Raw genomic sequence first — 23,976 nt, 5'->3', positions numbered from 1 at the left:
TTGTTAGCCACGGCATCGCACCACGCCCCAGATGTCGAAACATCCCGTCAAGCCCCTATTTTTGCCACCGCTGCTGTTTGGCGAGGCGGATGCGACGATCGAATCGGATATTGACGTCTTTCGTGACCGAATGGCGACGGTGATCAAGTCGATCCAATCTTATGAAGCGTGCCACCACGCCATCGACTTTCAGTACAAATCCAGCATTCTGAGCATCAACGGCATGAAACTGGTCGCCAGCGTCAATACCGATGTTGATGTGGTGGTGAACGACACCCACGACACCACCTTGATGATTCCGTTCTACGGACAAAATCTCTCCAGTGTGGGCAAAAAATATGCACTGGCGGGCGGACGACAGTGCGATGTTTTTCCCCGGAATGGGACGCCGGGGCGCCTCCAGCACCCGCGCCTCATTGATGGTGGACCTTGATCCGCTTCGCTTGCAGGCAATGGCCTGCAGCATGTTGGGCTTGCCGGCCCATTCCCCGATGGATTTCGCCCTCCAGATCGCGCAGCGGGTCTCGCAGGACATCAAAGCCATTCGGCTAGCTTTCCTGGAGAGCCGCATCTCTGCCAGCCTGGGCTTAAGCCTGTACCGCCTCGGCGAACATTTTTCAGAAACTTTGAACCGGGCTGATGCGGCTTTGTTGCAAGCCAAAGCCGATAGTCGGGATCGGATGGCAGGATCAATGGGGTGGGTAGCTTGGCCACCAACTGCACCGCCACCACCATGGCCCAGCGCAGCAAGTGGAGTGCTGTGCTGTGCAGTCAGTCCCCCGGGATGATCTTCTGGTTTTTAGGACGCTGACGGTCGTGCCCTGTAACTCTGACCCCCATTAAGTTCCGGCAAAGTCCTACGGTATGGCAGGCAAAGCTGTTGTAAAACTGGCAGATGACCCACTGCAGCGCACTGCAATGGGTGCAAGATGGTTTTATCCGCTGCTGGGAGACCGTCAAACGACGACAAGCAGCTTCAAAGAGGAAAGGAATTTCACATGCCTCATTTCACCCGCACCCTCTGGATTGCCACGGCCGTGCTCGCCCTGGGCAGTTCCATGGCCAATGCACAGTCCTACGATCAGCGCCATCGAGACGACCCTCGATCCCAGGCACATCGGCCTGACAACCGACCCGACTATCGCCATGACAATCGGCCCGACAACCGACCCGACTATCGCCATGACGGCCGTCCCGACTATCGCCCTGGCTTTCGGCCTGGAGGCCCCTCCTCCAATTTTCAGAGTCGGCGTGGCGCAGGCCCTAACCACAATTGGTACCGTGGGACGCGGATGCCGCCGGCGTACCGCACACAGCATTACGTGGTCAACGACTGGCGTATGCACCACCTCACCGCTCCGCCGCGCGGCTACTACTGGGTGCAAAACGGCGCTGACTACCTGTTGATCGCTATTGCCACCGGTGTGATTGCACAAATCATCCTGAGCCAGTAACCCGGCTTTTTGGGAGCCCCCGCACTGCAAAGCGCGGGGTTCTTGCTTTTTGGCTGGAGGGGGCGTCGGCAGTGCGCTAGGGCACTGGCTGCTCCAGCAGCCAGCCTGTGGCCGTTGCCCTGTCCTGCAGGCGCACGCCCTGCAGGGTGTAGTGGATTTCGGTGCCGGCAGGTGCCTCCAGCGTCGGTAGCAGCTGTTGCAGCGTGGTGCGCGCTGCCGCCAGATCTGAGACGTTGATGTCAATGCGGAGATAGGCCGCCACCCGCGAGCCGTCAGCGCGCCGCTCGCCCAGTGAGTCGCCCCAGCCCAGCACGGTGCCGATGCCTTGTGCGTGCAAGGCCTGGTCGATCTCGTCTTCACGCTGGTGCAGCGGGTCAACGCGCTGGCGCGGCTGTAGCGGAATGCGCACATAGACAAACTGCGCCGGCACGTCGGGTGGCGGTGGAATGAAGAAGGCGCTGTGGTGCAGCGCAGCCGGCGATGGGGGGTCAGAGGGAGGAAGCATGGCACTGCATTCTAGAAATAACGCCGCTCTTGTGCTATGGGCAGATGGCCGTCGGGGCTGTTCAGTAGCTGCGCCCGCCTTTGTACATCGCGTGCTGGCGCCGTTGCAGCGTGCCGGCCTCGGCCAGCCGCGCCATGGCGGCGCCGGCATGCGCGTGCGTGATCGCCATCCCGAGCGCGTCAGCCGCGTCGCTGCCGGGCAGGCCGGGCAGTTGCAGCAGGCGGCGCACCATCTCCTGGACCTGCGTCTTGGCGGCGCGGCCGTGGCCGACGACGGCTTTCTTCATCTGCAGCGCGGTGTATTCGGCCACCGGGAGGTTGCTGGCCACCAGCGCCGTGATGGCCGCGCCGCGTGCCTGTCCCAGCAGCAACGTGGATTGCGGATTCACGTTGACAAAGACGATTTCGACCGTGGACGCATCGGGCTGGTAGCGTGCCGCTACCTCGGTGATGCCATCAAACAGAATTTTGAGCCGCCCCGGCAAGTCCCCCAGCGCCAGCGCGGTAGTGCGGATGGTGCCGCTGGCCACATAGCTGAGCGCATGCCCTTGCACATCGATCACGCCAAAGCCGGTGGTCTGCAGGCCGGGGTCGATGCCAAGGATTCTCATAGGGGGTATTTATGTGGATTTTTGCTACGCTGTTTGTAGCTAATAGCGTACACCAGATAAGCTTTTGCGGTGTATTTTACCTAAAAAAGCTATCTGCCCGCCTATCACCTATCACCTGTCTTCAGCCCGCCGCTCGGGTTTGGTTCAGCGTCAGGCTGTTGGCTGGACGTTCAATGCACCACGTGCCGGCGGGGTGGTAGATGTAGGGTACGCAGCCGTTGCAGTTGCTGCAGCCCGATTGGCTCAGCTCGCCGCTTTGGAAGCGATGGACCAGCGCCGGCTCATGGATCAGCGCGCGCGCCAGCACCACGGCCTCAAAGCCGTCGGCCAGCGCGGTGCGCACGTTGTCCATTGATTTGACGCCGCCTAAATAGCCCAGCGGCACCTCTACGGCGGCGCGGATTTGGCGTGAGTATTCGAGAAAATACATCTCCTTGAACGCCACTTTGGGGGCGCCCATTTGCGACAGTTTCAGCATCAGCGGCGTCAGCCAGCCGCTGCCTTTGAGCACTTTGGCCATTTCTTCCATGTTGAAGTTGCTGCCAAACATGAACCAGCCCGACTCGATATTGCGTCCGCCCGACAGTACCAGCATGTCGGCCCCAGCCGCTTGCAGCGCCCGTGCGGTGACGATGGCGTCTTGCACCGTGGCGCCGCCGGGCACACCATCGGCGACGTTGATTTTGGCCAGTACCGCCATGTCGTGGCCCACGGCTTGTTTCACGCGGCGCAGCACTTCAGCCGGAAAACGGGCACGGTTCTCGGCGCTGCCACCCCAAGCGTCTTGGCGTTTGTTCGACAGCGGCGAGATGAACTGGTTGAGCAAATAGCCGTGGCCCATGTGGATTTCGACCGCGTCAAAGCCCGCCTCGCGGCACAGCTGGGCGGCGGTGACAAATTCGCTGGCGACGCGCTCCATGTCGCTCTCGTTCATGGCGCGGTGCCAGTAGTTGCCGCGCAGCAGGCCAGCCTTGTTCAGTCCGGACGAGGCGCTCAGGGTGGCGCCTTGGACTTTGCACGAGGTGACAAACGAGCCGCCGTGGGTGATTTGAAAGCTGATGCGTCCGCCCGCGTCGTGCACCGCCTGGGCCAGCGCCTTCAGGTCGGGCAGGATGCTGGGCCGCAGCCAGATCTGATTCTCCAGCGTGCGCCCGACTTTGGACACGGCGCCATAGGCCACAGTGGTCAGCCCGACGCCGCCAGCGGCCAGGTCGCGGTGGTGTTTCACCAGCGCTTTGGACGGCGCGCCATCGACGCACATGCCCTCATTGGCGCCAGCACGGATGAAGCGGTTGCGCAGCGTGATGGGGCCGAGTTGGAAGGGAGCGAACGGATCGCAGGCGGGGGTGGCAGGCAGGGTGGTGGTCATGGCAGGTGTCTCCTGCAGCGATTGTGGTGGCGCCCGTGCTGCCTTGGCATCGTCTGTTTGAGGGCTTTTGACGGCCCGCGTGCTGGCGTTTACGGCAGTTGGGCGTTGCGCATCCGTGCGGCAATCACCCGCGTTCTGCCGGCCAGATAGGCCGAGCCTGGCATTTTTTCAAAGCGTTTGGGCGCGGGCAGCATGACGGCCAGGCGGGCAGCTTCGGTTGGGCTCAGACGTGCTGCGCTTTTGCTGAAGTAGTGCTGGGCGGCGGCTTCGGCGCCGAAGACGCCTTCACCCCATTCGACGTTGTTCAGGTAGATCTCCAGGATGCGTTGTTTGCTCAGCAACTGCTCCAGCAGCAGCGTCAGCACGAATTCCTGGCCTTTGCGCAGCAGGGTGCGTTCGCTCGACAGCAGCAGGTTTTTGGCCAATTGCTGGGTGATGGTCGAGCCGCCGCGCACTTTGGCGGTGGGCGCAGGGATCGGGGCGGCGTCGGGTGAACGGGCTTGGGCGCGCGCGTGGGCCTTGGCCGCCTGGGCTTCGGCCAAGGCATTGCGCTCCCAGGCTTTTTCCAGGGCGTTCCAGTCGATGCCGTCGTGTTGGGTGAAGCTGTCGTCTTCCGAGGCAATGACGGCGCGTTTCAGGTGGTCGGAGATCTGCGCATACGGCACCCACTGCTGGCGCCAGCGCAGCGGCCCCGGGCCGGTGATTTGTGCCCAGGCTTCGGAGCGCTGGAAGGTGGTGGATTCGGGCCCCAGCACCGCCATGGTGGCAATGCGGCCGATAAACAGCAGTTGCAGCGCCAGCAGGGCCAGCACCACCAAGGCCAGCCAGCGCAGCAGGGCCTTCATGCGGCGGTCATCAGCGCCCGCAGCTCGGCCAGAACCGAGGCACTAGGCGGACGCACGCCGCGCCACAGGGCAAAGGCTTCGGCCGCTTGCTCGACCAACATGCCCAGGCCGTCGCGTGGCTGTGCGCCGTGGGCCGTCGCCCAATTCAGAAAGCCTTGCGCCGCTGGGCCGTACATCATGTCGTAGGCCAGGCTGCCGGTGCGCAGCACGCTGGCCGGTACCGGTACGGCATCGCCGGCCAGGCTGCTGGCGCTGGCGTTGATGACGATGTCGAAGCTGCCGTTTTGAGTCAAATCGGCCTCCAGCGCTTGTGGGGTAAGCGCTAGCAGCTCTGTTTTTTGTAGTGCGGCAATGGCGCTGTGCGCCTGCACTAGCCCTTGCGCCCGGGTCAGTGTGCGGTTGGCGACGACGATGCGGCGCGGGCCGGTAGCCAGCAGCGGGCCGAGGGCGCCAGCGGCGGCGCCGCCCGCACCGATCAACAGCACGTCGCGTCCTGCCAACTCGACGCCGGCATTGCGGCTGATGTCGGCCACCAGGCCTAGACCGTCGGTGTTATCGGCAACGATGGCGCCGCCTACAAAGCTCAGGGTGTTGGCGGCGCCAGCCAGTTGTACGCGTTGGCTGCGCTGGCTGGCCCGCTGCGCTGCTGCCAGCTTGAACGGCACGGTGATGTTGCAGCCGCGTCCGCCGGCAGCGGCAAACTCGCTCAGGGCCTGGGCGAAGCCGTCCAGCGGCACCAAGCGGCGCTCGTAGGTCAGCACTTGGCCGGTGAGTTCGGCAAAACGCGCGTGGATCCACGGCGAGCGGCTGTGCTCGACCGGGTGGCCCATGACGCAATATAAATCGGTAGAGACGGCGGTGCTGCTCATTGCACGCTGGTCTCCAGGGTCTGCTCGCGCGTGAATTTGAAGCGCGAGACGACGGCGATCTGGTCGGCCTTGCTGCGCATTTCAGGGTTGAAGGCGCCAAACGGGCCCGCCGCGCGGGCGATAGCCTGGGCGCGGTTGTCCAGTAAATGGTTGCCCGAGCCCTGCACGATTTCAGTGTCCAGTACGCGCCCGTCGTGGTTGACGGTGACGATCATGGTCAGCTCGCCGTAGAGTTTTTTGCCGGCTTGTTCGGGGAAATTCTGTGTGCCCTTGTCTTCCACCTTGCGGCGCATGGCGTCGTAGTAGATGGCGTAAACCTCTTCGCGCGTCGCCGGGCTGATAAAGCGTTTTTTCGGGCGGGCGTTTTCTTCGTTGATGCGCTTTTCAATTTCGGCCAGCAATTTGACGAGTTGGCGGCGCTTTTCGTCCTGCACGCTTTGGGCGTTGTTTTTGCTCGCTTGGCGCGGGTCGGGCGGCGGCAGGGCGGCGATCTGCCGGCGCAACTGGGCCAGCAATTGGGTTTGCTGTTCCTGCAAGGTATCCATCTTGCGCTGTGCGTCTTCAAAGTCGTTACCGACAGCGGTCAGGGCCGAGTAGGGCAGCGGGCTGGTGGCGCGTCCCTGGGCCGCTTCGCCGCCCCCGGCCAGTGCAAACTGGGCAATGGCCTGCGCCTTGTCGGGGCGTTCATTCGATTTGGCATTGACCAGAATCACTTCCAGCGGCGTGTCCTGGAACACGCGGTTGAAGCCTTCGGGATCGACAAAGCGCACCGATAGCACGGCGGCGTGCAGCAGCACGGAGACGCCCAGCGCCAGCTGCAGCGTGCTCAACGACCGGAAGTAGGCAGGTTTTTTCATCGCCGGGCCACCCCAAGATGAAAAAGCGGCCGCCCCGGGGGGCAGCGACTCGCGCAACGGTGGAGCATGGGGGCTATGTTCACGGGGCAGGATTATCAGCGCTGGCCGGTGCCTCGGTCTCGTTCATGTCCACGGCGATGGCGATCGGGCCGGCGCTGGCTTGGTCGTCTTCGCTGTCTTCGCTGTCATCTACCGGGCCATCGTCGGTTGCATCGTCCGGATTGTCCAGGCGCTCCAGCAGCGTGCCGTGCAGGTCCAGGGTGATGTCGTCGATGTCGCCCAGCCGCACCCGCAGGCGCGCGCCGCGCGGCAGGTTTTGTGCGCCCAGCACCGGAAACACCAGCGGCAGTGTGTCGGCGCGTACCAAATAGCTGCCGGCGTAGCCTTCTTTAAAGACGGTGACTTCTAGCTCAGTGATGTTGTTTTGCGCCAAATATTTCAGCGTCCAGAAGCGCTCCATGCCCGACTGGTAGCCGTTGTAGGCGCTGTAGGTGGCGTCAAAGTTGCTGATGATGGAGAACAGATCGGCGTCTTTGGGCTTGAACGGCGCCGCCAGTGCGGCAGTGTTGCCGTGGCGCGCGCAGGCAATGATTTGCCACTGATTGACCAAGTCGGTGTAGCGGCGCAGCGGTGAGGTCGCCCAGGCGTAGCTCTTGACGCCAATGCCGGCGTGCGGCAGCGCCTTGGTGCCCATGCGCACCTTGACGCCCGGCGCCAAGCTGGCTTGGCTGCGGTAAATGCCGGGCACACCCAGCTCGGCCATCCAATTGCCCCAGGTGCTGTTGGCGACGATGGCCGCCTCGGCCACGATCAGGTCGAGTGGCGCACCGCGCTGGCGGGTGGTGATGACGACTTGTTCCGTGCCATCCGGCTCGTTGCCCTTGCTGGCTTCGTCGCGGCGCAGGCTGAAGTTGTAGTCCGGGCGGTTGAAGTTCTCGGGCTTGCCGCGTACCACTTCGCGCTGGGCTTTCAGGTGCTTGGCGAGAATATATAAAAATGATAGCTGGTTGCGCACGTCCTGTAAGGGCTGTGGGGTGTTTTCATGCTCAATAGTCGGATCAGCCAGCCATTCCTCGGTGACGATGTGGTCGAGCTGGTCGTGGCGCAGGTTCACGCTGACGGGTACGCGCTCCAGCTTGGTTTCGGTGGCGGTGATCTCCAGCGTGGCTTCGTCGAAGGTGACGTACAGCGATACGGCGGGATTGGCGCGGCCGGCGTCCAACGTGTAGATCTGCACCACCTCGCTGGGCAGCATGGTGATTTTGTAGCCCGGCATGTACACCGTGGACAGGCGCTGGCGACCGACCTGGTCGAGTGCGCTGCCGGGCACGATGGCCAAGCCCGGCGCAGCGATGTGGATACCCAGCACCACGGTGCCGCTACCCAAGCCTTGCACCGACAGCGCATCGTCGATTTCGGTGGTGTTGGAGTCGTCGATGGAGTAGGCCTGCACATCGGCCAGCGGCAGGTCTTGCGGCGGCTGGGGTGCGTCCAGCGCCGGAAAGCCGGTGCCCTTGGGGAAGTTGTCGAACAAAAAGCGCTTCCAGTGGAACTGGTAGCTCGAATCGATGGCGCCGGCTTTTTGCAGCAGCTCCAGCGGTGCGGTGTGCGTGGCGCGGCTGGCCTCGACCACGGCCTTGTATTCGGGCGCGTTTTTATCCGGGCGAAACAGGATTTTGTAGAGCTGCTCGCGGATCGGCTCGGGGCAGACGCCCTGGCCCAGTTGCGCGGCCCAGTCGTCGATTTGCGCCAGCAGGGCTTTTTTCTTCTCGATAGCGGCCAGGGCCTGCTGCAAGATGTCTGGTGTGGCCTTTTTGAAGCGGCCTTTGCCGGCGCGGCGGAAGTAGTGCGGCGCTTGGTACAGCGCAAACAGTACGCCGGCTTGCTCGCTCAGCGGGGCGCTGGCCGAAAAATAGTCGCGTGCCAGCTCAGCAAAACCAAATTCGTCCTCGGGGGCAAATTCCCAGGCCAGGTCGAGTTCGATGCTCTCGGCCACAGCCTGGGCCTGGGCCATCAATTCGGCTGGCGCGGGCTTGTCAAATTTGAGCAGAATGTGGGCGCTTTTGACCTTGACCCGTTTACCAGAGTCCAGCTCAATTTGCGCCGAGGTGTCGGCTTCGGAGAGGATGCGGCCGGCCAGAAATTTACCGGTTTCTTCAAACAGTGCGTGCATGGGCGGCATTCTCCCATGGGTGCCGCAGCGGCTTTTCAGATTTCGATAGTCAATAGCGGCTGGAAATGTTTGTTTTCGGCCACGCCTTCGGGCGCGTAGCCGCGCGGGTTGGCGACGATGCGCGTGGCGCCGACTTGGTAGTCAAAGCTGTCATGCACATGGCCGTGCAGCCACAGGACGGGCTGCCAGCGCAGGATGTGCGCTTCTAAATCAGAGACAAAGCAGGCGTTCAGCGGCGAGCCGGCAAACTGCGCCGCCACACTGCCGCGCGCCGGAGCAAAGTGGGTGATGACGACGGTGGGGCCGTCAAACGGTTCGGCAAAGCGATCATCGAGCCACTGCACTGATTGCTCAAACAGCAACTGCGAAATGGCGGGTGTGAAGCGCTCCGCAAAGTCGGGCGCCACACCGATGCGACTGAAGTCGCGGACAAATTCTTGTGCTTTGCGCAGACCTTCTTCGCGCTGCTCGGGCGAGCTGAACAGCCGGTAGTCCGACCACAGTGTGCAGCCTAAAAAACGCACACCGCCGTGCTGCCATGCATTGCGTTCCAGCACGCGCACGTGGCTGTCCTGCGCGTGCGTGCGCAGTTGCGCCAGCGTGCTACTCAGGTCCGAGCCATAAAACTCGTGGTTGCCGGCGACAAACAGGGTGGGCTGGGCAAACTGCCGCGCCCAGGCCATGGCCTGGGCCGGGCGGTGCAGATCGCCGGCCAGCACCATCACGTCGGCGTCAGTGGGTGGTGCATCCATAGGGTGGACCGAGAGATGCAAGTCGGAGAGCAGGGCGATTTTCATGGTGCAGACCGAGTGGAGAGAGGCAGGGAGGGGGCTAATTGTAAAAATTCGATGATGGCGGGCAAGTGCTGGTCAAAGTCGCTCAGGGCGTGGTCGCCGCCGTCCAGCAGGCGCAGTTGGGCCTGCGGGTAGCGTGCCACCATATCGCGCCAGTCGAGCACTTCGTCGCCCTTGGCAATCACTGCCAGTTGCCGCGCCGCAGCGGGCACGGCGCTGACATCGAGTGCGCGCAGTTCGTCGATGAAGCGCGGCTCAAAAAAGAAGTGCTCGGCCGGGTCATGCCACGCGGTTTGCTCACCGATGTAGCGCTCCAGGTCGCGCGCCGGGTGAACGGCCGGGTTGAGCAGGACGCTTGGGCAGCCGGTCTGCTGCGCCACCCAGCTGGCGTAATAGCCGCCCAGCGACGAGCCGACCACCGCCATCGCCCCGTGCGGCCAGTCGGCGATGCCGGCGCTGAGCAGCGCCATGGCGGCACGCGGCGACGGCGGTAGCTGCGGGCACCACCAGTGGACATCGGGGTGTTGGCTGGCCACCTGCGCCGCCATCTGGCGGGCTTTGGCAGACTGGGGCGAAGAGCGAAAACCGTGCAGGTAGAGCAAATGGGTGGTGGTCATAAGGGTTTCAGGGGGGGCTGTAGGGGCGCAGCGGTGGTCAGAGCAGGCGTGGTGGGCGCACCGCGATAATTGCGCCATGGGAACTATTTTTGACAAACCTTCGCTCGCGCAGCGCATCTTGCCGCTGTTTCGTGGGTTTGATGTCTGGCTGATGGCGATTGTGCTGATGCTGGCAGGCATTGGCTTGCTGGCCATGTATTCCTCCGGCTACGACCATGGCACGCGTTTTGTTGACCATGGCCGCAACATGCTGATTGCCGTGGTGCTGCTGTTTGTCGTGGCGCAGATTCCGCCGCAGAAAATCATGGCAGCGGCCGTGCCGCTGTATGGCCTGGGGGTGGTTTTGCTGTTGGCGGTGGCGTTGTTTGGCATCACCAAAAAAGGCGCCCAGCGCTGGATTGACGTCGGTATCACCATCCAGCCCAGCGAGTTGCTGAAAATCGCCATGCCGTTGATGCTGGCCTGGTGGTTTCAAAACCGCGAGGGCGTGTTGCGCCCCCTGGATTTCTTTGTCGCCACCTTGTTGCTGATGGTGCCGGTGGGACTGATCATGAAGCAGCCTGACCTGGGCACCTCGCTGCTGGTGTTGGCGGCAGGACTGTCGGTGATCTTTTTTGCCGGTCTGTCGTGGAAGCTGATCGTGCCGCCGGTGTTGCTTGGAGTGGTGGGCATTGCGCTGGTGGTGAGCTTTGAACCCCAACTGTGTGCTGACGGGGTGCGCTGGGCAGTGCTGCACGATTACCAGCAGCAGCGCATCTGTACGCTGCTGGATCCGTCGCGCGACCCGCTGGGCCGAGGGTTTCACATCATCCAGGGGATGATCGCCATTGGCGCCGGGGGCGTGTTTGGCAAGGGTTTCATGGCCGGGACGCAGACGCACCTGGAATTCATCCCCGAGCGCACCACCGACTTTATCTTTGCGGCTTTTTCTGAAGAATTCGGCCTGATCGGCAACCTGATCCTGATCGTCTGCTTTTTGCTGCTGGTGTGGCGCAGCCTGGCGATTGCTGTGGGCGCCACGACGCGCTTTAGCCGCCTGATGGCGGGCGCGGTATCGATGATTTTTTTCACCTATGCCTTTGTCAACATGGGTATGGTCAGCGGCATTTTGCCGGTGGTCGGCGTGCCGCTGCCTTTTGTCAGCTACGGCGGCACGGCCATGGTCACGCTGGGGTTGGCGCTGGGCATCCTGATGTCCATCGTGCGCGCCCAACGACCGCCTAGCAGCCAGGCCCGTCCGGCGCCCTAAAGCCGCGCTGGTGCACACGCTGGCGTGCGCATCTAAAATGGGCTGATGACCTTTAGCTCTTCTTCTGGTGCGCCGCAGCGCGCCCCCACCGCCCGGCGTATCGACATCGCGCGTGAGTTGCTTCTGACGCCTTTTGGCCTGGATGAGGGCCACTTGGCACGCGCGCTGGCAGACATCCGTGCCCACCAGGTGGACGACGCCGATCTGTACTTTCAATACACCCGCAGCGAAGGCTGGAGCCTGGAAGAGGGCATCGTCAAGACAGGCTCGTTTTCCATCGACCAAGGCGTGGGCGTGCGCGCCGTCAGTGGTGAAAAAACGGCGTTTGCCTACTCCGACGACATTTCTGAAGCCTCGCTGCGCGATGCGGCCCGCACGGTGCGGTCTATTTCGGCGGTATCGCAGGCAGGACGTGTGCGCGTAGCTGCAAAAAAGATAGCGCCTAGCCGCAGCCTGTACGACGGTGTCGATCCCATCAGCACGCTCGACAGCACCGCCAAGGTGGCGCTGCTGGAAAGAGTCGAGCAGCGCGCCCGCACCAAGGACCCGCGCGTGGCGCAGGTCATGGCCGGTCTGGCGAGCGAATACGACGTGGTGCTGGTGGCGCGTGCCGATGGCACGCTGGCCGCTGATGTGCGCCCGCTGGTGCGCCTGTCGGTGACGGTGATTGCCGAGCAGGGCGGGCGCCGCGAGGTCGGTTCGGCCGGCGGCGGCGGGCGTTTTGGCTTGGCTTATTTTGACGACGCGCAAATCAACCAGTATGTCGATGAAGCGGTCAATGCCGCCCTGGTCAACTTGGAAGCGCGCCCGGCGCCAGCCGGTGTGATGACGGTGGTACTTGGTCCCGGTTGGCCTGGCGTGCTGCTGCATGAGGCCGTCGGCCACGGCCTAGAAGGCGACTTCAATCGCAAGGGTTCGAGCGCCTTCAGTGGCCGTATTGGCCAGCGCGTCGCCGCCAAGGGCGTGACGGTGCTGGACGACGGCACCATCGCCGACCGGCGCGGCTCGCTGAATGTGGACGATGAAGGCTGTGCCAGCCAGCGCAATGTGCTGATCGAGGATGGCATCTTGAAGGGCTATATCCAGGATGCGCTGAACGCCCGCCTGATGGGCGTCGCGCCCACCGGCAATGGCCGGCGCGAGAGCTACGCGCACATTCCGATGCCGCGCATGACCAATACCTACATGTTGGGTGGCGACAAGGACCCGCAAGAGATTATCGCCAGCATCAAAAAGGGGCTCTACGCCAGCAATTTTGGTGGTGGTCAGGTGGACATCACCTCGGGTAAGTTCGTGTTTTCTGCCAGTGAAGCCTATTGGGTGGAAAACGGCAAAATTTTGTACCCGGTCAAGGGCGCCACCATCGTTGGCAGCGGCCCCGAATCGCTGAAAAAAATCAGCATGATCGGCAACGACATGAAGCTCGACAGCGGTGTTGGCACCTGTGGCAAAGAGGGCCAGAGCGTGCCGGTGGGCGTGGGCCAGCCAACGCTGCGCATCGAAGGCTTGACGGTGGGCGGCACCGCCTGAGTGTTGTTGTCGCGATGACGAGCACCGGCCTGCAACCCACGCCGGCATGGTCTGGCCACTCCAGCCGTTTTGGGCGCGATTTCCGGGCCGAGGAAGAGTTGCAGCAATGGCGCACCAGCCTAGGCGCGCTGGCCCAATGCATTGAAAATGCCTTGCAGGCACGCCGCCTGCGCCGCGATGCCGCGCACATCACCCGCTGTGCGGTGGCGCTGTGGCAGGGCGTGCGCCAGCACCAGTTTTTTTTGACCGGGCTCGATTCTGCTTGGCATACCCTGTATTCCTTTGACGCTTATCAGAACGCGCAACAAGAATTGTCTGGCGCCGTGCAGGACTGGCGCCAGGCGCTGGAGGAGCGCAGCCTGCGCGAGGGCGACTGCTTTGACCGCGTCGAACTGCTGGCCTGGCGCACCTTGGGCGAGGGCGTGCTGCTGGTGGATATCTACCAGCATGGCAATGGCCCGCTGAGCGAGGCGCCGCCGGTGCCACTCGGGCGCAGCAGCGCGGCGTGGCTGCGCCTGCGTGCCTGGTGGCAGCGATATCGCGCGTCGTGAAAGGTTTTCTGGTGCGGCGACAGCGGGGTTGTTGCCATGCTGCAGTGCAGCGCGACTGTGCTACATTGAGCGCCATGTATTTACGTGGCGCGTTTTATTTTTGGTTTTACTTCTCGGTCCAAGGCGGATGAGAGGCAAGCGCGCAAGCACCTGAATACTTCCCACCCAACCGCCGACGCTGCAGAGCCCGGCGGTTTTTTGTTTTTAAGTGTCTGTTGATTTACCCATCGAGAGGAAGCGAACCATGACGGCTCAAGCCACCCCCGCCAGCGATGCCTGGTACCGAAACGTCGAAAAAACCAGCCAAGCCGACGACGAACGTATCAAGGACATCACCGTGCTGCCCCCTCCCGAACATTTGATCCGCTTCTTCCCGATCCGCGCCACCGCGATCGAGACGCTGGTCACGCAGACCCGCAAAAATATCCATGACATCATGGCCAGCGACGACGACCGTCTGCTGGTCATCATTGGTCCGTGCTCCATCCACGACCCGGTGGCGGCGCTGGACTACGCCCGTCGCCTGCAGGCCGCGCGGGCCCAGTACGCCGACACGCTGGAGATCGTGATGCGTGTGTATTTTGAAAAACCACGCACTACCGTCGGCTGGAAGGGCCTGATCAATGACCCTTACCTGGACGAGAGCTACCGCATCGACGAAGGCCTGCGCATGGCGCGCCAGTTGCTGATCGACATCAACCGCCTGGGCGTGCCGGCGGGCAGCGAGTTTCTGGACGTCATTTCGCCGCAATACATTGCCGACCTCATCAGCTGGGGTGCGATTGGCGCGCGCACCACCGAGAGTCAAGTGCATCGCGAGCTGGCCTCGGGCCTGTCGGCGCCGATTGGCTTCAAGAACGGCACCGATGGCAACATTCGCATTGCCACCGACGCCATCCAGTCGGCCAGCCGGGGGCACCACTTCTTGTCGGTGCACAAGAACGGCCAAGTGGCGATTGTCGATACCCAGGGCAACCGCGACTGCCACGTCATCCTGCGCGGTGGCAAGGCACCCAACTACGACGCTGCCAGCGTCGCCGCTGCATGCCAGGACCTGGCTGCAGCCCAATTGCCCGCCACCCTGATGGTTGATTGCAGCCACGCCAACAGCAGCAAGCAGCACCAGAAGCAGCAAGACGTGGCGCGCGACATTGCCGCGCAGATCGCCGCCGGCTCACGCAGCGTGTTTGGCCTCATGATTGAAAGCAACCTGATGGCTGGCACGCAAAAATTCACTCCCGGAAAAGACCTGCCGAGCAGCCTTGAATATGGCAAAAGCATCACCGATGCCTGCCTGGGCTGGGAAGACTCGCTGCACACCCTGGGGGAACTCGCTGCCGCCGTGCAGGCCCGCCGCGCCCTTGAAAAAGAAGCCATGCCTACGGTGTAAGCTTGGGTTATTTTTCATTCCTCCTGATCCCCCTTGAAAGGCCACCATGCGCAGCGAAGTCTCTGTCTCCTTGTCCCAGAACGAAGAATTCAAATTTGATCTCGAAGATCAGGCGCCCATGAGCAACGAAGAGGGCCGCCGCTGGCTGGAAGACCAGTTTGTCAGCTTGGAGTGCGAGCCGCTGCGCGCCAGCGGCAAGGTGCTGGCCGCAGACAAGGTGCTCACGGTGGCGCAGGCCGGCGGCAGGCGCCTGTTGGCTGACCCGGAATGGTCGCTGCACTTTGCCCGCGCCGCCAAGGCTGCGCTGGGCAAACCGGTGGTGCGGGTGGATGTGGCGTCGATGTCCATCAGCTATTAATGGTCAAAAGTGGCTGTAGCGCTTGCTGGACAAGCGCTAACAGCTCCTGAAAAAGAAGCAAAAACGGATCGGCGCCAGCCAGATCCGTTTTTTTATTGCTGCGCCGGCCGTGCCGATTCAAGCCAGCGCGTCCAGCAACTGCTGGTGGATGCCGCCAAACGCGCCGTTGCTCATGCAGACAATGTGGTCGCCCGGCTGCGCGGCTTGCACCACCTGGGCTATGAGTTGCGCGATGTTGCCCGCGGTTTGCGCGCGTTGGCCCGGCCCTAAACCCAGCGGTGCCAGGGGCGCCAGCGCGGCGTTGGCATCCCAGTCCAGCCCGGCGGTGTGACAAAAGGCCAGATCGGCCGCTTCCAGTGCCCACGGTAATTGCGCCTTCATGGCACCCAGCTTCATGGTGTTGCTGCGCGGCTCAAACACCGCCAGCAGGCGCGCCTGCGATCCGACGCTGCGGCGCAGGCCGTCCAGCGTGGTGCGAATGGCGGTGGGGTGGTGGGCAAAGTCGTCGTACACGGTGATGCCGCGCACACTGCCGCGCAACTCCATACGCCGGCGCACGTTTTGGAAGGTGGTCAGTGCCTGCGCCGCTTGGGCTGGGGCCACGCCGACATGGTGGGCAGCGGCAATGGCGGCCAGCGCATTGAGCTGGTTGTGCACGCCGGTTAAGGACCATGCCACCTGCGCCACCACCTGGCCGCGCTGCAGCACGTCAAAAGCGTTGGGCTCGCCCTGGGCTGAAAAATCGCTGATGGTGGTGCCAAAGCTGCTTTGCGCGCTCCAGCAGCCTTGGTGCATCACACGCGCCAGGCTGTCTTCCAATCCATTAAATACCACGCAGCCCGAGGGCGGCACGGTGCGCACCAGATGCTGGAATTGACGCTCGATGGCCGCCAGATCATCAAAGATGTCGGCATGATCGAATTCCAGGTTGTTCAGCACGGCGGTGCGCGGGCGGTAATGGACGAATTTGCTGCGCTTATCGAAAAACGCCGTGTCGTACTCATCGGCTTCGATGACGAACAGCGGTGCGCTGCCCAGTGCCCCCGTGCCTGCGATGGGCCGCACAGCCGTCCCGAGGCGTGCCGAAACGCCAAAATTCAGCGGTACGCCGCCGACCAGAAAGCCCGGCTGTAGTCCTGCGCATTCCAGAATCCAGGCCAGCATCGAGGTCGTGGTGGTTTTGCCATGCGTGCCAGCCACGGCCAGCACATGGCGGCCCTGCAAGACGTGCTCGGCCAGCCACTGCGGGCCGCTGGTGTAGGGCAGGCCGGCGTCCAAAATGGCGTCCATCAGCGCAAACTTGGCGCTGCCATTGGGTAGACGGGCACGGCTAACGACGTTGCCGATGACAAATATGTCCGGCTGCAGCGCCAATTGGTCGGCGCCAAATCCCTCGATCAATTCAATGCCCAAAGCGCGCAACTGGTCGCTCATCGGCGGATAGACCCCCGCGTCGCAGCCCGTCACTTTGTGTCCCGCCTCGCGCGCTAAAGCGGCCAGACCGCCCATGAACGTACCGCAAATGCCCAGTATGTGTATATGCATGGCTGGATTTTAAGCCAGTGGTCAAAACAGGCTGTAGCGCCCTGTGGATAAGCGCTATCAGCTATCAAAAAAATAGTTATATAAGGTGCCGTTGGCTGCACTCCGAGAGCCCCCACGTGCTCCGGGTGTTGTCACCGTGCGGTGCGTTGGGGGGACAATGCCGGCTCAAGAGTCTTGCCATGCACCTGTCCATCGAATCTGAAATTGCCCAAACCGCTGCCGCTCTGGTGGTGGACGAGGGTCTGGAATACGGCCCCGCCAAGCGGCGCGCGCTCAAGCAGTTGGGCCTGCCCGCGCGCACCGCGCTGCCCGACAATGAGCGCGTGGAAGAGGCAGTGCGCGAACATTTGGCGCTGTTTTGTGCCGATACGCAGCCGGCCGAACTGCAGACGCTGCGCCGGATGGCGTTGCTGTGGATGCAGCGCATGGCGGCGTTTCGCCCCTATCTGAGCGGCGCCGTCTGGCATGGAACCGCGACACGTTTGTCCGATATTTACCTGCAATTATTTTGCGATGATTCCAAATCGGCGGAAATCACGCTGATTGACCGGGGTATCGACTATGCAGTGCAAACCGTGCAAGGTTTGCATGGCCAGCCGGTGGAAGCGCTCAGTATCGGCTGTCCGTCGGCCGAGTTGGAGGTGATCGTTGGCATTCACCTGTTGATCTACGATCTGGATGACCTGCGCGGCGCCTTGCGTGCCGATGCCCGTGGGCGCACGCCGCGCGGCGACACGGCGGCGGTGCGCCAGCTTTTACAGGAGTCCGAGTCGTGAGCCTGCCTTCTTCCTCTTCGTCTTCTTCAGGCACTGATCCGGCGGTGGCATTGCCAATGCCGCCGCGCCGGCGTGCTTTGTACGCTCTGGTGGCTGCCGCTGCCGGGGCCAGCGGCGCTGGTTGGGCCTGGTGGAAGTTTCGGCCCCATGGCGCAGATACCGCGCTCGATAGCGAGCAAACGCTGTGGGCGCAGCATTTTCAGACCCCTGACGGCGCGGCCCTGGCCATGCAGGCGTTTCAGGGGCGGCCGCTGGTGGTTAATTTTTGGGCTACTTGGTGTCCGCCATGTATTGCCGAATTACCGCTGTTGAATGATTTTTTTCAGCAAAATTCTGCCCAGGGCTGGCAGGTAGTCGGGTTGGCCGTCGATCAGCCTGCTGCGGTGCGCAGCTTTCTGGCGCGCGCGCCGGTGCATTTTCCCATCGGCATGGCCGGTCTGGGCGGCACCGAGCTGGCGCGTGCCCTGGGGAACCTCACCGGCGGTCTGCCGTTTACGGTGGTGCTGGGCCGCGGCGGCCAAGTGCTGCACCGTAAAATAGGTCAGATCAAAGCACAAGACCTGCAGCGTTGGCGCGAGTCGTCTGGGGGTTGAGCGGCTCTGACTCAGTCCATGGGGTATTTGGCGCTCTCAAAGTTGGCGTCTTTTGATCGAAAATAAGCTACAAAAGATGGAGTAGGGCTAAATTAGAGTAAATTTGCGCCCTGTTCAGATTCTTAGCGTTGGAGTCCCCATGGATTTGCGAAAACTCAAAACCCTCATTGACCTCGTTTCCGAGTCGAATGTCTCCGAGCTCGAAATCACCGAGGCCGAGGGCAAAGTCCGCATCGTCAAGAGCGGCGCCACGGTAGTGCACCAGTACGCTGGCGCCCCGGCTCCGGCAGGCGCCCCTCCTGCGGCGGCACCCGTCGCCGCAGTGGCCGAACTGCCGGCCCCCGTTCCTGCGCAGCCTGCGGGCCATGTCGTCAAGTCGCCGATGGTCGGCACTTTTTACCGTGCTTCCAGCCCGGGCGCCAAATCATTTGTCGAAGTCGGCAGCGTGGTTAAAGAGGGCGAGACCATCTGCATCATTGAGGCCATGAAAATTCTCAACGAAATCGAGGCCGACAAGTCGGGCACCATCGGCCGCATTCTGGGCGAGAACGGCCAGGCGGTGGAGTACGGACAGCCGTTGTTCGTGATCGAATAAGGCGCCCATGTTCAAAAAAATACTGGTCGCTAACCGGGGCGAGATTGCGCTGCGTATTCAGCGTGCTTGCCACGAGCTGGGTGTCAAGGCCGTCATGGTGTATTCCGAGGCCGACCGCGACGCCAAATACGTCAAGCTGGCAGAAGAGGCGGTGTGCATTGGCCCCGCGCCCTCGCCACTGTCCTACCTGAATATGCCGGCCATCATTTCGGCGGCTGAAGTCACCGATGCCGAGGCGATTCACCCTGGCTATGGTTTTCTGAGCGAAAACGCCGACTTTGCCGAGCGCGTCGAAAAGAGCGGCTTTCAGTTCATCGGCCCGACGCCCGAGAACATCCGCACGATGGGCGACAAGGTAGCGGCCAAGCAGGCCATGATCAAGGCGGGCGTGCCCTGCGTACCCGGTTCAGAAGGTGAGCTGCCCGATGACCCGGTGCAAATCCGCCGTCTGGCCAAGGCCGTCGGCTATCCGGTCATCATCAAGGCTGCGGGGGGTGGCGGCGGGCGCGGTATGCGCGTGGTGCACACCGAGGCCGCACTGATCAATGCCGTGCAGATGACCAAGGCCGAGGCCGGCGCCGCGTTTGGCAATCCGGCGGTGTATATGGAAAAGTTCTTGCAGAACCCGCGCCATATCGAGATCCAGATCCTTGCCGACAAGCACCGCAACGTGGTGTATCTGGGTGAGCGCGACTGTTCCATGCAGCGGCGCCACCAGAAGGTGATTGAAGAGGCGCCCGCACCCGGTATTCCGCGCAAGCTGATCGAGCGCATTGGCGAGCGCTGCGTCACCGCCTGCAAGAAAATTGGCTACCGCGGAGCCGGCACCTTTGAATTTCTCTATGAAAACGGCGAGTTCTACTTCATCGAAATGAACACGCGCGTGCAGGTTGAGCACCCGGTGACCGAATGGATCACCGGCGTGGACATTGTGCGCACACAGATCATGGTGGCTGCGGGCGAAAAATTGCCGTTCACGCAGCGCCAGATTCAGCTGCGCGGCCACGCCATCGAGTGTCGCATCAACGCTGAAGATCCCTACAAGTTCACGCCCTCGCCCGGACGTATCACCACTTGGCACGCCCCCGGTGGGCCCGGGGTGCGGGTGGATTCGCACATCTATACCAACTACTATGTGCCGCCGAACTACGACTCGATGATTGGCAAGATCATCGTTCACGGCGACACGCGCGAGCAAGCCCTGGCGCGAATGCGCACGGCGCTGTCCGAAACGGTGATCGAAGGCATCAACAGCAACGTGCCGTTGCACCGCGAGCTGATGGTGGATGCCAAGTTCATGGACGGCGGCACCAACATCCACTATCTGGAAGAGTGGTTGTCGCATCGCCAGCGCTGATCGAGCACTTGCCCCCGAACGCGGGCCCACGCCAAACTGGGGCGCGGGCCCGCTTTGTTTTTCTGTCAATGAGGCGCAACGCCATGTATGAATTGAGCCTGATGTGCCCGGAAGACCGGGTCGAAACCCTGAGCGATGCACTCGACGCGCTGGATGCGCTGAGCGTGTCGGTGGAAGACGCCGATGCCCAGACCGACGCCGAGCAGGCGCTGTTTGGCGAGCCCGGTATGCCACCGCCCAAAGACGGCTGGCAGCGCAGCCGCGTACTGGCCCTGTTTACGCAGGAGGCGCAGGCGCGCGAAGCGGTGGAGCTACTGGCGGCGCAAGATTTCTTTGCCAGTTGCCAAGTGCTGGGCGTGGCCGCTGTGCCCGACCAGGACTGGGTACGCCTGACGCAGTCGCAATTTGCCCCGGTGGACATCACACCCGATTTTTGGATCGTGCCGACCTGGCACGAGCCACCCGCCGAGGCCACGCGCGTCATTCGCCTCGACCCGGGTTTGGCTTTTGGCACCGGCACGCACCCGACGACGCGCATGTGTTTGCGCTGGATTGCGCGTCAAGCCGCCACGCCGGGGCTGGGGCGCGTACTCGATTACGGCTGCGGTTCGGGTATTTTGGCGATGGGTGCAGCCAAGTTTGGCGCTACGGATATTGATGCCGTGGACATTGACATGGCCGCCGTGGAATCGACCGAGTACAACGCCAAGGCCAATGGCGTGCAGCTGAATGCGGGTCTGCCTGACAAGGCCACGGGCTGCTACCAGACGGTGCTGGCGAATATTTTGGCCACGCCGCTCAAAGTGCTGGCGCCGCTGCTGTGTAACCATGTGGCCGATGGTGGCCATCTGGTGCTGGCCGGCATTCTGGAGCGCCAGGCGCAGGAGCTGAAAGATGCCTACGCCCCTTATCTGGCACTGAGCGTGGCCGACACCGAAGATGGTTGGATCTTGATGACAGGCGCACGTTGACCCCACCGCTGGATGCCGTACCGCTGCTGGGCGCTTCTACAATTCACTGCCGATGAGCCAGAACACCCGCTGCCCGTCCTGCGCAACCCTGTTCAAGGTGGTTGCCGATCAACTGCGCATCTCCGATGGCTGGGTGCGTTGTGGCCAGTGCCAGCAGATTTTTGACGCCACGGCGCATTTGCAGGAGCCCTTGGATCCGGCGCTGTTGCCTGACCTGGAGCTGCCGCTGGACAGTGGGCGTGCGCTGCCTGGAGCCGCTAATGCTGATGCTGATGTCAGTCAGCCGGTGCCTGGTTGGGAGGCGGCGCCCAACGCAGACGGCTTTCCGATTTTTTCTGAATTGCCCCGGGTTGCGCCGGTGCTCGACGTGCCCGATCCAGTTGTGCCCGGCTTTTTGATGGTCCCGGCCAGCCCCCAGGCCTTAGCGCCTGCAGCCGGACCCAGGGCTGCAGATCAGCTGGCTTCGGCCACAGAAGCGCCAGAAGGCCCAGAGCCCGCAGAAGACGAAGCCGCTCCCGTCGAACCAGAGAGCAGCCACACAGTGCTGATGGCGCCCGAGCCTTTGCTGCCTGAACCACTCCGGCCGGGGCCGGTGATGGCGACGCCCCTGGCTGGCTATGAATTGCCATCGGCAGACCTGCCTGAAGCGGATTTTGAGTGGCTGGCGGACTACGAGACCTTGGAGTCGGCACCGGATACAGAGCCCGCGCCAGATTTTTACGTGCCGTTTGAAGCAGCCCCGACGGATTCTTCGGTACCGTTGGTGGCCGATCCGGTTGATCCAGCTGATCTGCCCTGGATGCCGTCCCCGACTGCGCCGGCGCTGGAGAGGCCGCCAGAACCGTTGCCGGTGTCGCAGAAGCCGCCTGTGCTGCTCGCGCCGCCCAGCCAGCCCTTGCCTCCTGTATCGCCGTCACCAGACGATAGTGCCGGCGCCGAGCCAGAGCCCGCTGCTGAGCCTTTGGAGACGCCCGACTGGGTGACGAACCTGGTGCGACCCCCTGATCCGCAGCGCATTGAGCCCGTGCTGCACGCATACGCCAGTGATGAGCCTGAGCCTAAAGGTGCAGCCAAAGCCGAAGAAGAAACCGACACTGAGCTGTCGCCGGCGCTGCCTCCTTCTGAGCGCCCTCTGGAACCCTCTTTTGTCCGCAGCGCCCGCCGCCAGGCCTTTTGGCGCCAGTGGGAAGTGCGCCTGGCGCTGGCGTTGCTCAGTCTGCTGCTGGTCGTGGTATTAGCGCTGCAGGTGGCGCTGCACCAGCGTAACCATCTGGCGGCCGCACAGCCGCAGTGGCGCTCTTTCCTGCAGACTTTGTGTGTGCCCTTGCAGTGCAAGGTAGGCCCCTATCGGCACATTTCCTCGATCGTCATCGACAGCTCCTCCTTCAACAAGGTCCAAGGCGATGCCTACCAGTTCGCCATTGCGCTGAAAAATACCTCGGGTAACGTGCTGGAGATACCAGCCATCGAACTGACCCTGACCGATGCCCAAGACCAGGCGGTGCTGCGCCGCGTCTTTACGCGCAAAGACCTGTCGGCACCCCGCACGCTGGCGGCGCACGGCGACTGGAGCGCGAATTTGCAAGTCCAGCTGACATTCGACGGCGCGCCGATTGCGGGCTACCGGGTGCTGGCTTTTTACCCTTGAACCAGCCCCTGGCTGAAATGGAACCTTGATATGGCAGTTTTAATTTGCGGCTCGTTGGCGTTTGACACCATCATGACTTTTGAGGGCCGCTTTGCTGAGCAGATCCTGCCTGCGCAGCTGCACATCCTGAATGTGTCCTTTCTGGTGCCCTCGCTGCGCCGCGACTTTGGCGGCTGTGCCGGCAACATTGCTTACAGCCTGAAACTGCTCGGCGGTGAGCCCTTGCCGATGGCAGCGTTGGGCAACGATGGCCACGAATACCTCGAACGCCTGGAGGCGCAGGGCATCAGCACACAGCACGTCACGCAGATCAATGACACCTACACCGCGCAGGCCATGATCATGACCGACCGCGACAACAACCAAATCACAGCCTTTCACCCCGGCGCCATGATGCAGGCGCACACCCGCCGCATCGAGGCCGGCGTGCCGGGCGTGGCCTTGGGCATCATTGCCCCCGATGGGCGCGATGCCATGCTGGAACACGCAGCGCAGTTCCGTGCAGCCGGTATCCCGTTTGTGTTCGATCCCGGCCAGGGTCTGCCGATGTTCAGCGGTGAAGAACTGGCGCGCTTTGTCGAACAGGCTAGCTGGGTGGCAGTCAATGACTACGAAGCCAAGATGCTGTGCGAGCGCACCGGCTGGAGTCTGGAGCAGATCTCGCGCAAGGTGCGCGGACTGGTAGTAACGTTGGGCGGGCAGGGCTGCGAAGTTTGGGTGGACGGTGGAAAAATCCGGATCGACCCGGTTACGCCGAGCGCCATTGTCGATCCTACCGGCTGCGGCGATGCCTGGCGCGGTGCGCTGTTGTTTGGTCTGGAAAAAGGCTGGTCGCTGGCGCGCTGCGCTGAACTGGGCAATCGCTTGGGCGCGCTGAAAATCGCCACACGCGGGCCGCAAAACTACAGCCTCGATTTTGCGGTACCAGCCTGAACCCGTTTGAATGGTGGTGTGCGTGTACTAATATGCAACGTGCACACCTTGTGCGTTACCTGAGAAATACTCCAGCATGAAAACCCCCGTCCTCATCACTGCCGACCTCACGCAAGAAAACGCCCAGGCGCTGGCGCAGTTCATTAAAACCGTCAGCCATGATGCGATTCGCCAGTGCGTGGCCGACGATGCGCAAACCTTTCTGGTGCGCGACGCACTGGACTCGCTGCGCGAAGCGCTGGACGTCGTCGGCATTGACCCGCAATAAAAGCTCGATAGCCGCCTGAAATTTGCGCCACCTGCTTGGGTGGCGCTTGGACTCGCCTGTAGAACACCAAATCATGAGTGTTTTAGGCCTCTAAGGCATACAGGGTAAGCGGTTGCAGC

General features: G+C 62.6%; 25 protein-coding genes. 15 read left to right on the top strand and 10 right to left on the bottom strand.

Annotation, left to right across the window (positions count from 1 at the left end; translation table 11 throughout):
• The first annotated feature begins 31 nt into the window (after window positions 1–31).
• Together Q390_RS0100725 and Q390_RS19275 are read left to right on the top strand one after the other, a co-directional pair.
• A complete protein-coding gene (locus Q390_RS0100725; protein WP_027994342.1) occupies window positions 32–433 on the top strand; it encodes a hypothetical protein in 402 nt (133 codons plus the stop codon).
• A 565-nt stretch (window positions 434–998) separates the two neighbouring features.
• Window positions 999–1,454 carry an RcnB family protein gene (locus Q390_RS19275; protein WP_245606829.1) on the top strand — a complete coding sequence of 152 codons (456 nt, stop codon included), beginning with the start codon at window positions 999–1,001 and terminating at the stop codon, window positions 1,452–1,454.
• A 76-nt stretch (window positions 1,455–1,530) separates the two neighbouring features.
• Here Q390_RS19275 and Q390_RS17130 read toward each other — a convergent pair whose 3' ends face one another.
• The 9 genes from Q390_RS17130 to Q390_RS0100675 all read right to left on the bottom strand — a co-directional run bounded on the left by Q390_RS17130 (window position 1,531) and on the right by Q390_RS0100675 (window position 10,093).
• A complete protein-coding gene (locus tag Q390_RS17130; RefSeq protein ID WP_084153698.1) occupies window positions 1,531–1,959 on the bottom strand; it encodes a hypothetical protein in 429 nt (142 codons plus the stop codon).
• A 61-nt stretch (window positions 1,960–2,020) separates the two neighbouring features.
• Window positions 2,021–2,569, bottom strand: coding sequence for a crossover junction endodeoxyribonuclease RuvC (gene ruvC / locus Q390_RS0100710; protein ID WP_027994340.1), 549 nt, complete (start codon window positions 2,567–2,569; stop codon window positions 2,021–2,023).
• Window positions 2,570–2,690: 121 nt separating this feature from the next.
• A complete protein-coding gene (locus tag Q390_RS0100705; protein WP_051602960.1) occupies window positions 2,691–3,938 on the bottom strand; it encodes an NADH:flavin oxidoreductase in 1,248 nt (415 codons plus the stop codon).
• An 89-nt stretch (window positions 3,939–4,027) separates the two neighbouring features.
• Window positions 4,028–4,783, bottom strand: coding sequence for a transglycosylase domain-containing protein (locus Q390_RS0100700; RefSeq protein WP_027994338.1), 756 nt, complete (start codon window positions 4,781–4,783; stop codon window positions 4,028–4,030).
• Window positions 4,780–5,652, bottom strand: a complete 873-nt coding sequence (aroE, locus tag Q390_RS0100695; RefSeq protein ID WP_027994337.1) for a shikimate dehydrogenase — start codon at window positions 5,650–5,652, stop codon at window positions 4,780–4,782. The genes Q390_RS0100700 and aroE overlap by 4 nt, the downstream gene beginning before the upstream one ends.
• Window positions 5,649–6,509: an energy transducer TonB gene (locus tag Q390_RS0100690; RefSeq protein ID WP_027994336.1), complete on the bottom strand. Its 861-nt coding sequence runs from the start codon at window positions 6,507–6,509 to the stop codon at window positions 5,649–5,651. Before Q390_RS0100690 ends, aroE begins: the two co-directional genes overlap by 4 nt.
• A 79-nt stretch (window positions 6,510–6,588) precedes the next feature.
• A complete protein-coding gene (locus Q390_RS0100685; RefSeq protein WP_027994335.1) occupies window positions 6,589–8,682 on the bottom strand; it encodes a ribonuclease catalytic domain-containing protein in 2,094 nt (697 codons plus the stop codon).
• 35 nt (window positions 8,683–8,717) lie between these two features.
• A complete protein-coding gene (locus tag Q390_RS0100680) occupies window positions 8,718–9,479 on the bottom strand; it encodes a metallophosphoesterase (RefSeq protein ID WP_027994334.1) in 762 nt (253 codons plus the stop codon).
• Window positions 9,476–10,093, bottom strand: a complete 618-nt coding sequence (locus Q390_RS0100675) for a YqiA/YcfP family alpha/beta fold hydrolase (protein ID WP_027994333.1) — start codon at window positions 10,091–10,093, stop codon at window positions 9,476–9,478. Before Q390_RS0100675 ends, Q390_RS0100680 begins: the two co-directional genes overlap by 4 nt.
• Window positions 10,094–10,169: 76 nt before the next feature.
• Here Q390_RS0100675 and rodA point away from each other — a divergent pair, with 76 nt between their 5' ends.
• The 5 genes from rodA (at window position 10,170) to Q390_RS0100650 (ending at window position 15,171) form a co-directional block, all read left to right on the top strand.
• A complete protein-coding gene (gene rodA / locus Q390_RS0100670; RefSeq protein ID WP_027994332.1) occupies window positions 10,170–11,342 on the top strand; it encodes a rod shape-determining protein RodA in 1,173 nt (390 codons plus the stop codon).
• A 45-nt stretch (window positions 11,343–11,387) separates the two neighbouring features.
• The gene (gene tldD, locus Q390_RS0100665) at window positions 11,388–12,872 is read left to right on the top strand and encodes a metalloprotease TldD (protein ID WP_027994331.1); all 1,485 of its coding nucleotides are present in this window, start codon (window positions 11,388–11,390) and stop codon (window positions 12,870–12,872) included.
• A gap of 14 nt (window positions 12,873–12,886) precedes the next feature.
• A complete protein-coding gene (locus tag Q390_RS0100660) occupies window positions 12,887–13,423 on the top strand; it encodes a hypothetical protein (RefSeq protein WP_051602959.1) in 537 nt (178 codons plus the stop codon).
• A gap of 244 nt (window positions 13,424–13,667) precedes the next feature.
• Window positions 13,668–14,813, top strand: coding sequence for a 3-deoxy-7-phosphoheptulonate synthase (locus Q390_RS0100655; protein WP_027994329.1), 1,146 nt, complete (start codon window positions 13,668–13,670; stop codon window positions 14,811–14,813).
• Window positions 14,814–14,859: 46 nt separating this feature from the next.
• A complete protein-coding gene (locus Q390_RS0100650) occupies window positions 14,860–15,171 on the top strand; it encodes a hypothetical protein (protein ID WP_027994328.1) in 312 nt (103 codons plus the stop codon).
• A 117-nt stretch (window positions 15,172–15,288) separates the two neighbouring features.
• On the opposite strand, the gene mpl is transcribed toward Q390_RS0100650, so the two are convergent.
• Window positions 15,289–16,716 (bottom strand): UDP-N-acetylmuramate:L-alanyl-gamma-D-glutamyl-meso-diaminopimelate ligase, encoded by a 1,428-nt coding sequence (gene mpl, locus Q390_RS0100645; protein WP_027994327.1) that lies wholly within the window; start codon window positions 16,714–16,716, stop codon window positions 15,289–15,291.
• A gap of 179 nt (window positions 16,717–16,895) precedes the next feature.
• On the opposite strand from mpl, the gene Q390_RS0100640 reads away from it, so the two are divergent.
• From Q390_RS0100640 to Q390_RS0100605, 8 genes are all read left to right on the top strand, one after another.
• On the top strand, window positions 16,896–17,492 hold the full coding sequence (locus tag Q390_RS0100640) for a hypothetical protein (RefSeq protein ID WP_027994326.1): 597 nt from the start codon (window positions 16,896–16,898) through the stop codon (window positions 17,490–17,492).
• Entirely contained in the window at window positions 17,489–18,085 is a 597-nt protein-coding gene (locus Q390_RS0100635; protein ID WP_037471902.1) for a TlpA family protein disulfide reductase, read from the top strand. The genes Q390_RS0100640 and Q390_RS0100635 overlap by 4 nt, the downstream gene beginning before the upstream one ends.
• A 139-nt stretch (window positions 18,086–18,224) precedes the next feature.
• On the top strand, window positions 18,225–18,680 hold the full coding sequence (gene accB, locus Q390_RS0100630; protein ID WP_027994324.1) for an acetyl-CoA carboxylase biotin carboxyl carrier protein: 456 nt from the start codon (window positions 18,225–18,227) through the stop codon (window positions 18,678–18,680).
• A 7-nt stretch (window positions 18,681–18,687) separates the two neighbouring features.
• Window positions 18,688–20,037 (top strand): acetyl-CoA carboxylase biotin carboxylase subunit, encoded by a 1,350-nt coding sequence (gene accC / locus Q390_RS0100625; RefSeq protein ID WP_027994323.1) that lies wholly within the window; start codon window positions 18,688–18,690, stop codon window positions 20,035–20,037.
• Window positions 20,038–20,120: 83 nt separating this feature from the next.
• Window positions 20,121–21,008, top strand: a complete 888-nt coding sequence (prmA, locus tag Q390_RS0100620; RefSeq protein WP_027994322.1) for a 50S ribosomal protein L11 methyltransferase — start codon at window positions 20,121–20,123, stop codon at window positions 21,006–21,008.
• 52 nt (window positions 21,009–21,060) lie between these two features.
• Window positions 21,061–22,656 (top strand): DUF3426 domain-containing protein, encoded by a 1,596-nt coding sequence (locus tag Q390_RS18945; protein WP_051602957.1) that lies wholly within the window; start codon window positions 21,061–21,063, stop codon window positions 22,654–22,656.
• A gap of 30 nt (window positions 22,657–22,686) precedes the next feature.
• Complete coding sequence (locus Q390_RS0100610) at window positions 22,687–23,589, top strand: carbohydrate kinase family protein (RefSeq protein WP_027994321.1); 903 nt, start codon at window positions 22,687–22,689, stop codon at window positions 23,587–23,589.
• A gap of 76 nt (window positions 23,590–23,665) precedes the next feature.
• Window positions 23,666–23,857, top strand: a complete 192-nt coding sequence (locus Q390_RS0100605) for a DUF7706 family protein (RefSeq protein ID WP_027994320.1) — start codon at window positions 23,666–23,668, stop codon at window positions 23,855–23,857.
• Window positions 23,858–23,976 lie beyond the last annotated feature (119 nt).

Source organism: Simplicispira psychrophila DSM 11588 (assembly GCF_000688255.1).
Lineage (GTDB): Bacteria > Pseudomonadota > Gammaproteobacteria > Burkholderiales > Burkholderiaceae_C > Simplicispira > Simplicispira psychrophila.
The sequence above is the reverse complement of the archived record's forward strand: the minus strand, read 5'-3'. Positions and strand labels throughout refer to the sequence as shown.

Coding starts and splice junctions, on each gene's coding strand:
- Q390_RS18945 (WP_051602957.1), top strand. CDS start 21,061: ATGAGCCAGAACACCCGCTGCCCGTCCTGCGCAACCCTGTTCAAGGTG.
- accC (WP_027994323.1), top strand. CDS start 18,688: ATGTTCAAAAAAATACTGGTCGCTAACCGGGGCGAGATTGCGCTGCGT.
- Q390_RS0100605 (WP_027994320.1), top strand. CDS start 23,666: ATGAAAACCCCCGTCCTCATCACTGCCGACCTCACGCAAGAAAACGCC.
- prmA (WP_027994322.1), top strand. CDS start 20,121: ATGTATGAATTGAGCCTGATGTGCCCGGAAGACCGGGTCGAAACCCTG.
- Q390_RS17130 (WP_084153698.1), bottom strand. CDS start 1,959: ATGCTTCCTCCCTCTGACCCCCCATCGCCGGCTGCGCTGCACCACAGC.
- Q390_RS0100610 (WP_027994321.1), top strand. CDS start 22,687: ATGGCAGTTTTAATTTGCGGCTCGTTGGCGTTTGACACCATCATGACT.
- Q390_RS0100725 (WP_027994342.1), top strand. CDS start 32: ATGTCGAAACATCCCGTCAAGCCCCTATTTTTGCCACCGCTGCTGTTT.
- rodA (WP_027994332.1), top strand. CDS start 10,170: ATGGGAACTATTTTTGACAAACCTTCGCTCGCGCAGCGCATCTTGCCG.
- mpl (WP_027994327.1), bottom strand. CDS start 16,716: ATGCATATACACATACTGGGCATTTGCGGTACGTTCATGGGCGGTCTG.
- Q390_RS0100690 (WP_027994336.1), bottom strand. CDS start 6,509: ATGAAAAAACCTGCCTACTTCCGGTCGTTGAGCACGCTGCAGCTGGCG.
- aroE (WP_027994337.1), bottom strand. CDS start 5,652: ATGAGCAGCACCGCCGTCTCTACCGATTTATATTGCGTCATGGGCCAC.
- Q390_RS0100640 (WP_027994326.1), top strand. CDS start 16,896: ATGCACCTGTCCATCGAATCTGAAATTGCCCAAACCGCTGCCGCTCTG.
- Q390_RS0100675 (WP_027994333.1), bottom strand. CDS start 10,093: ATGACCACCACCCATTTGCTCTACCTGCACGGTTTTCGCTCTTCGCCC.
- accB (WP_027994324.1), top strand. CDS start 18,225: ATGGATTTGCGAAAACTCAAAACCCTCATTGACCTCGTTTCCGAGTCG.
- Q390_RS0100650 (WP_027994328.1), top strand. CDS start 14,860: ATGCGCAGCGAAGTCTCTGTCTCCTTGTCCCAGAACGAAGAATTCAAA.
- Q390_RS0100660 (WP_051602959.1), top strand. CDS start 12,887: ATGACGAGCACCGGCCTGCAACCCACGCCGGCATGGTCTGGCCACTCC.
- tldD (WP_027994331.1), top strand. CDS start 11,388: ATGACCTTTAGCTCTTCTTCTGGTGCGCCGCAGCGCGCCCCCACCGCC.
- Q390_RS0100705 (WP_051602960.1), bottom strand. CDS start 3,938: ATGACCACCACCCTGCCTGCCACCCCCGCCTGCGATCCGTTCGCTCCC.
- Q390_RS19275 (WP_245606829.1), top strand. CDS start 999: ATGCCTCATTTCACCCGCACCCTCTGGATTGCCACGGCCGTGCTCGCC.
- Q390_RS0100700 (WP_027994338.1), bottom strand. CDS start 4,783: ATGAAGGCCCTGCTGCGCTGGCTGGCCTTGGTGGTGCTGGCCCTGCTG.
- Q390_RS0100655 (WP_027994329.1), top strand. CDS start 13,668: ATGACGGCTCAAGCCACCCCCGCCAGCGATGCCTGGTACCGAAACGTC.
- ruvC (WP_027994340.1), bottom strand. CDS start 2,569: ATGAGAATCCTTGGCATCGACCCCGGCCTGCAGACCACCGGCTTTGGC.
- Q390_RS0100685 (WP_027994335.1), bottom strand. CDS start 8,682: ATGCACGCACTGTTTGAAGAAACCGGTAAATTTCTGGCCGGCCGCATC.
- Q390_RS0100680 (WP_027994334.1), bottom strand. CDS start 9,479: ATGAAAATCGCCCTGCTCTCCGACTTGCATCTCTCGGTCCACCCTATG.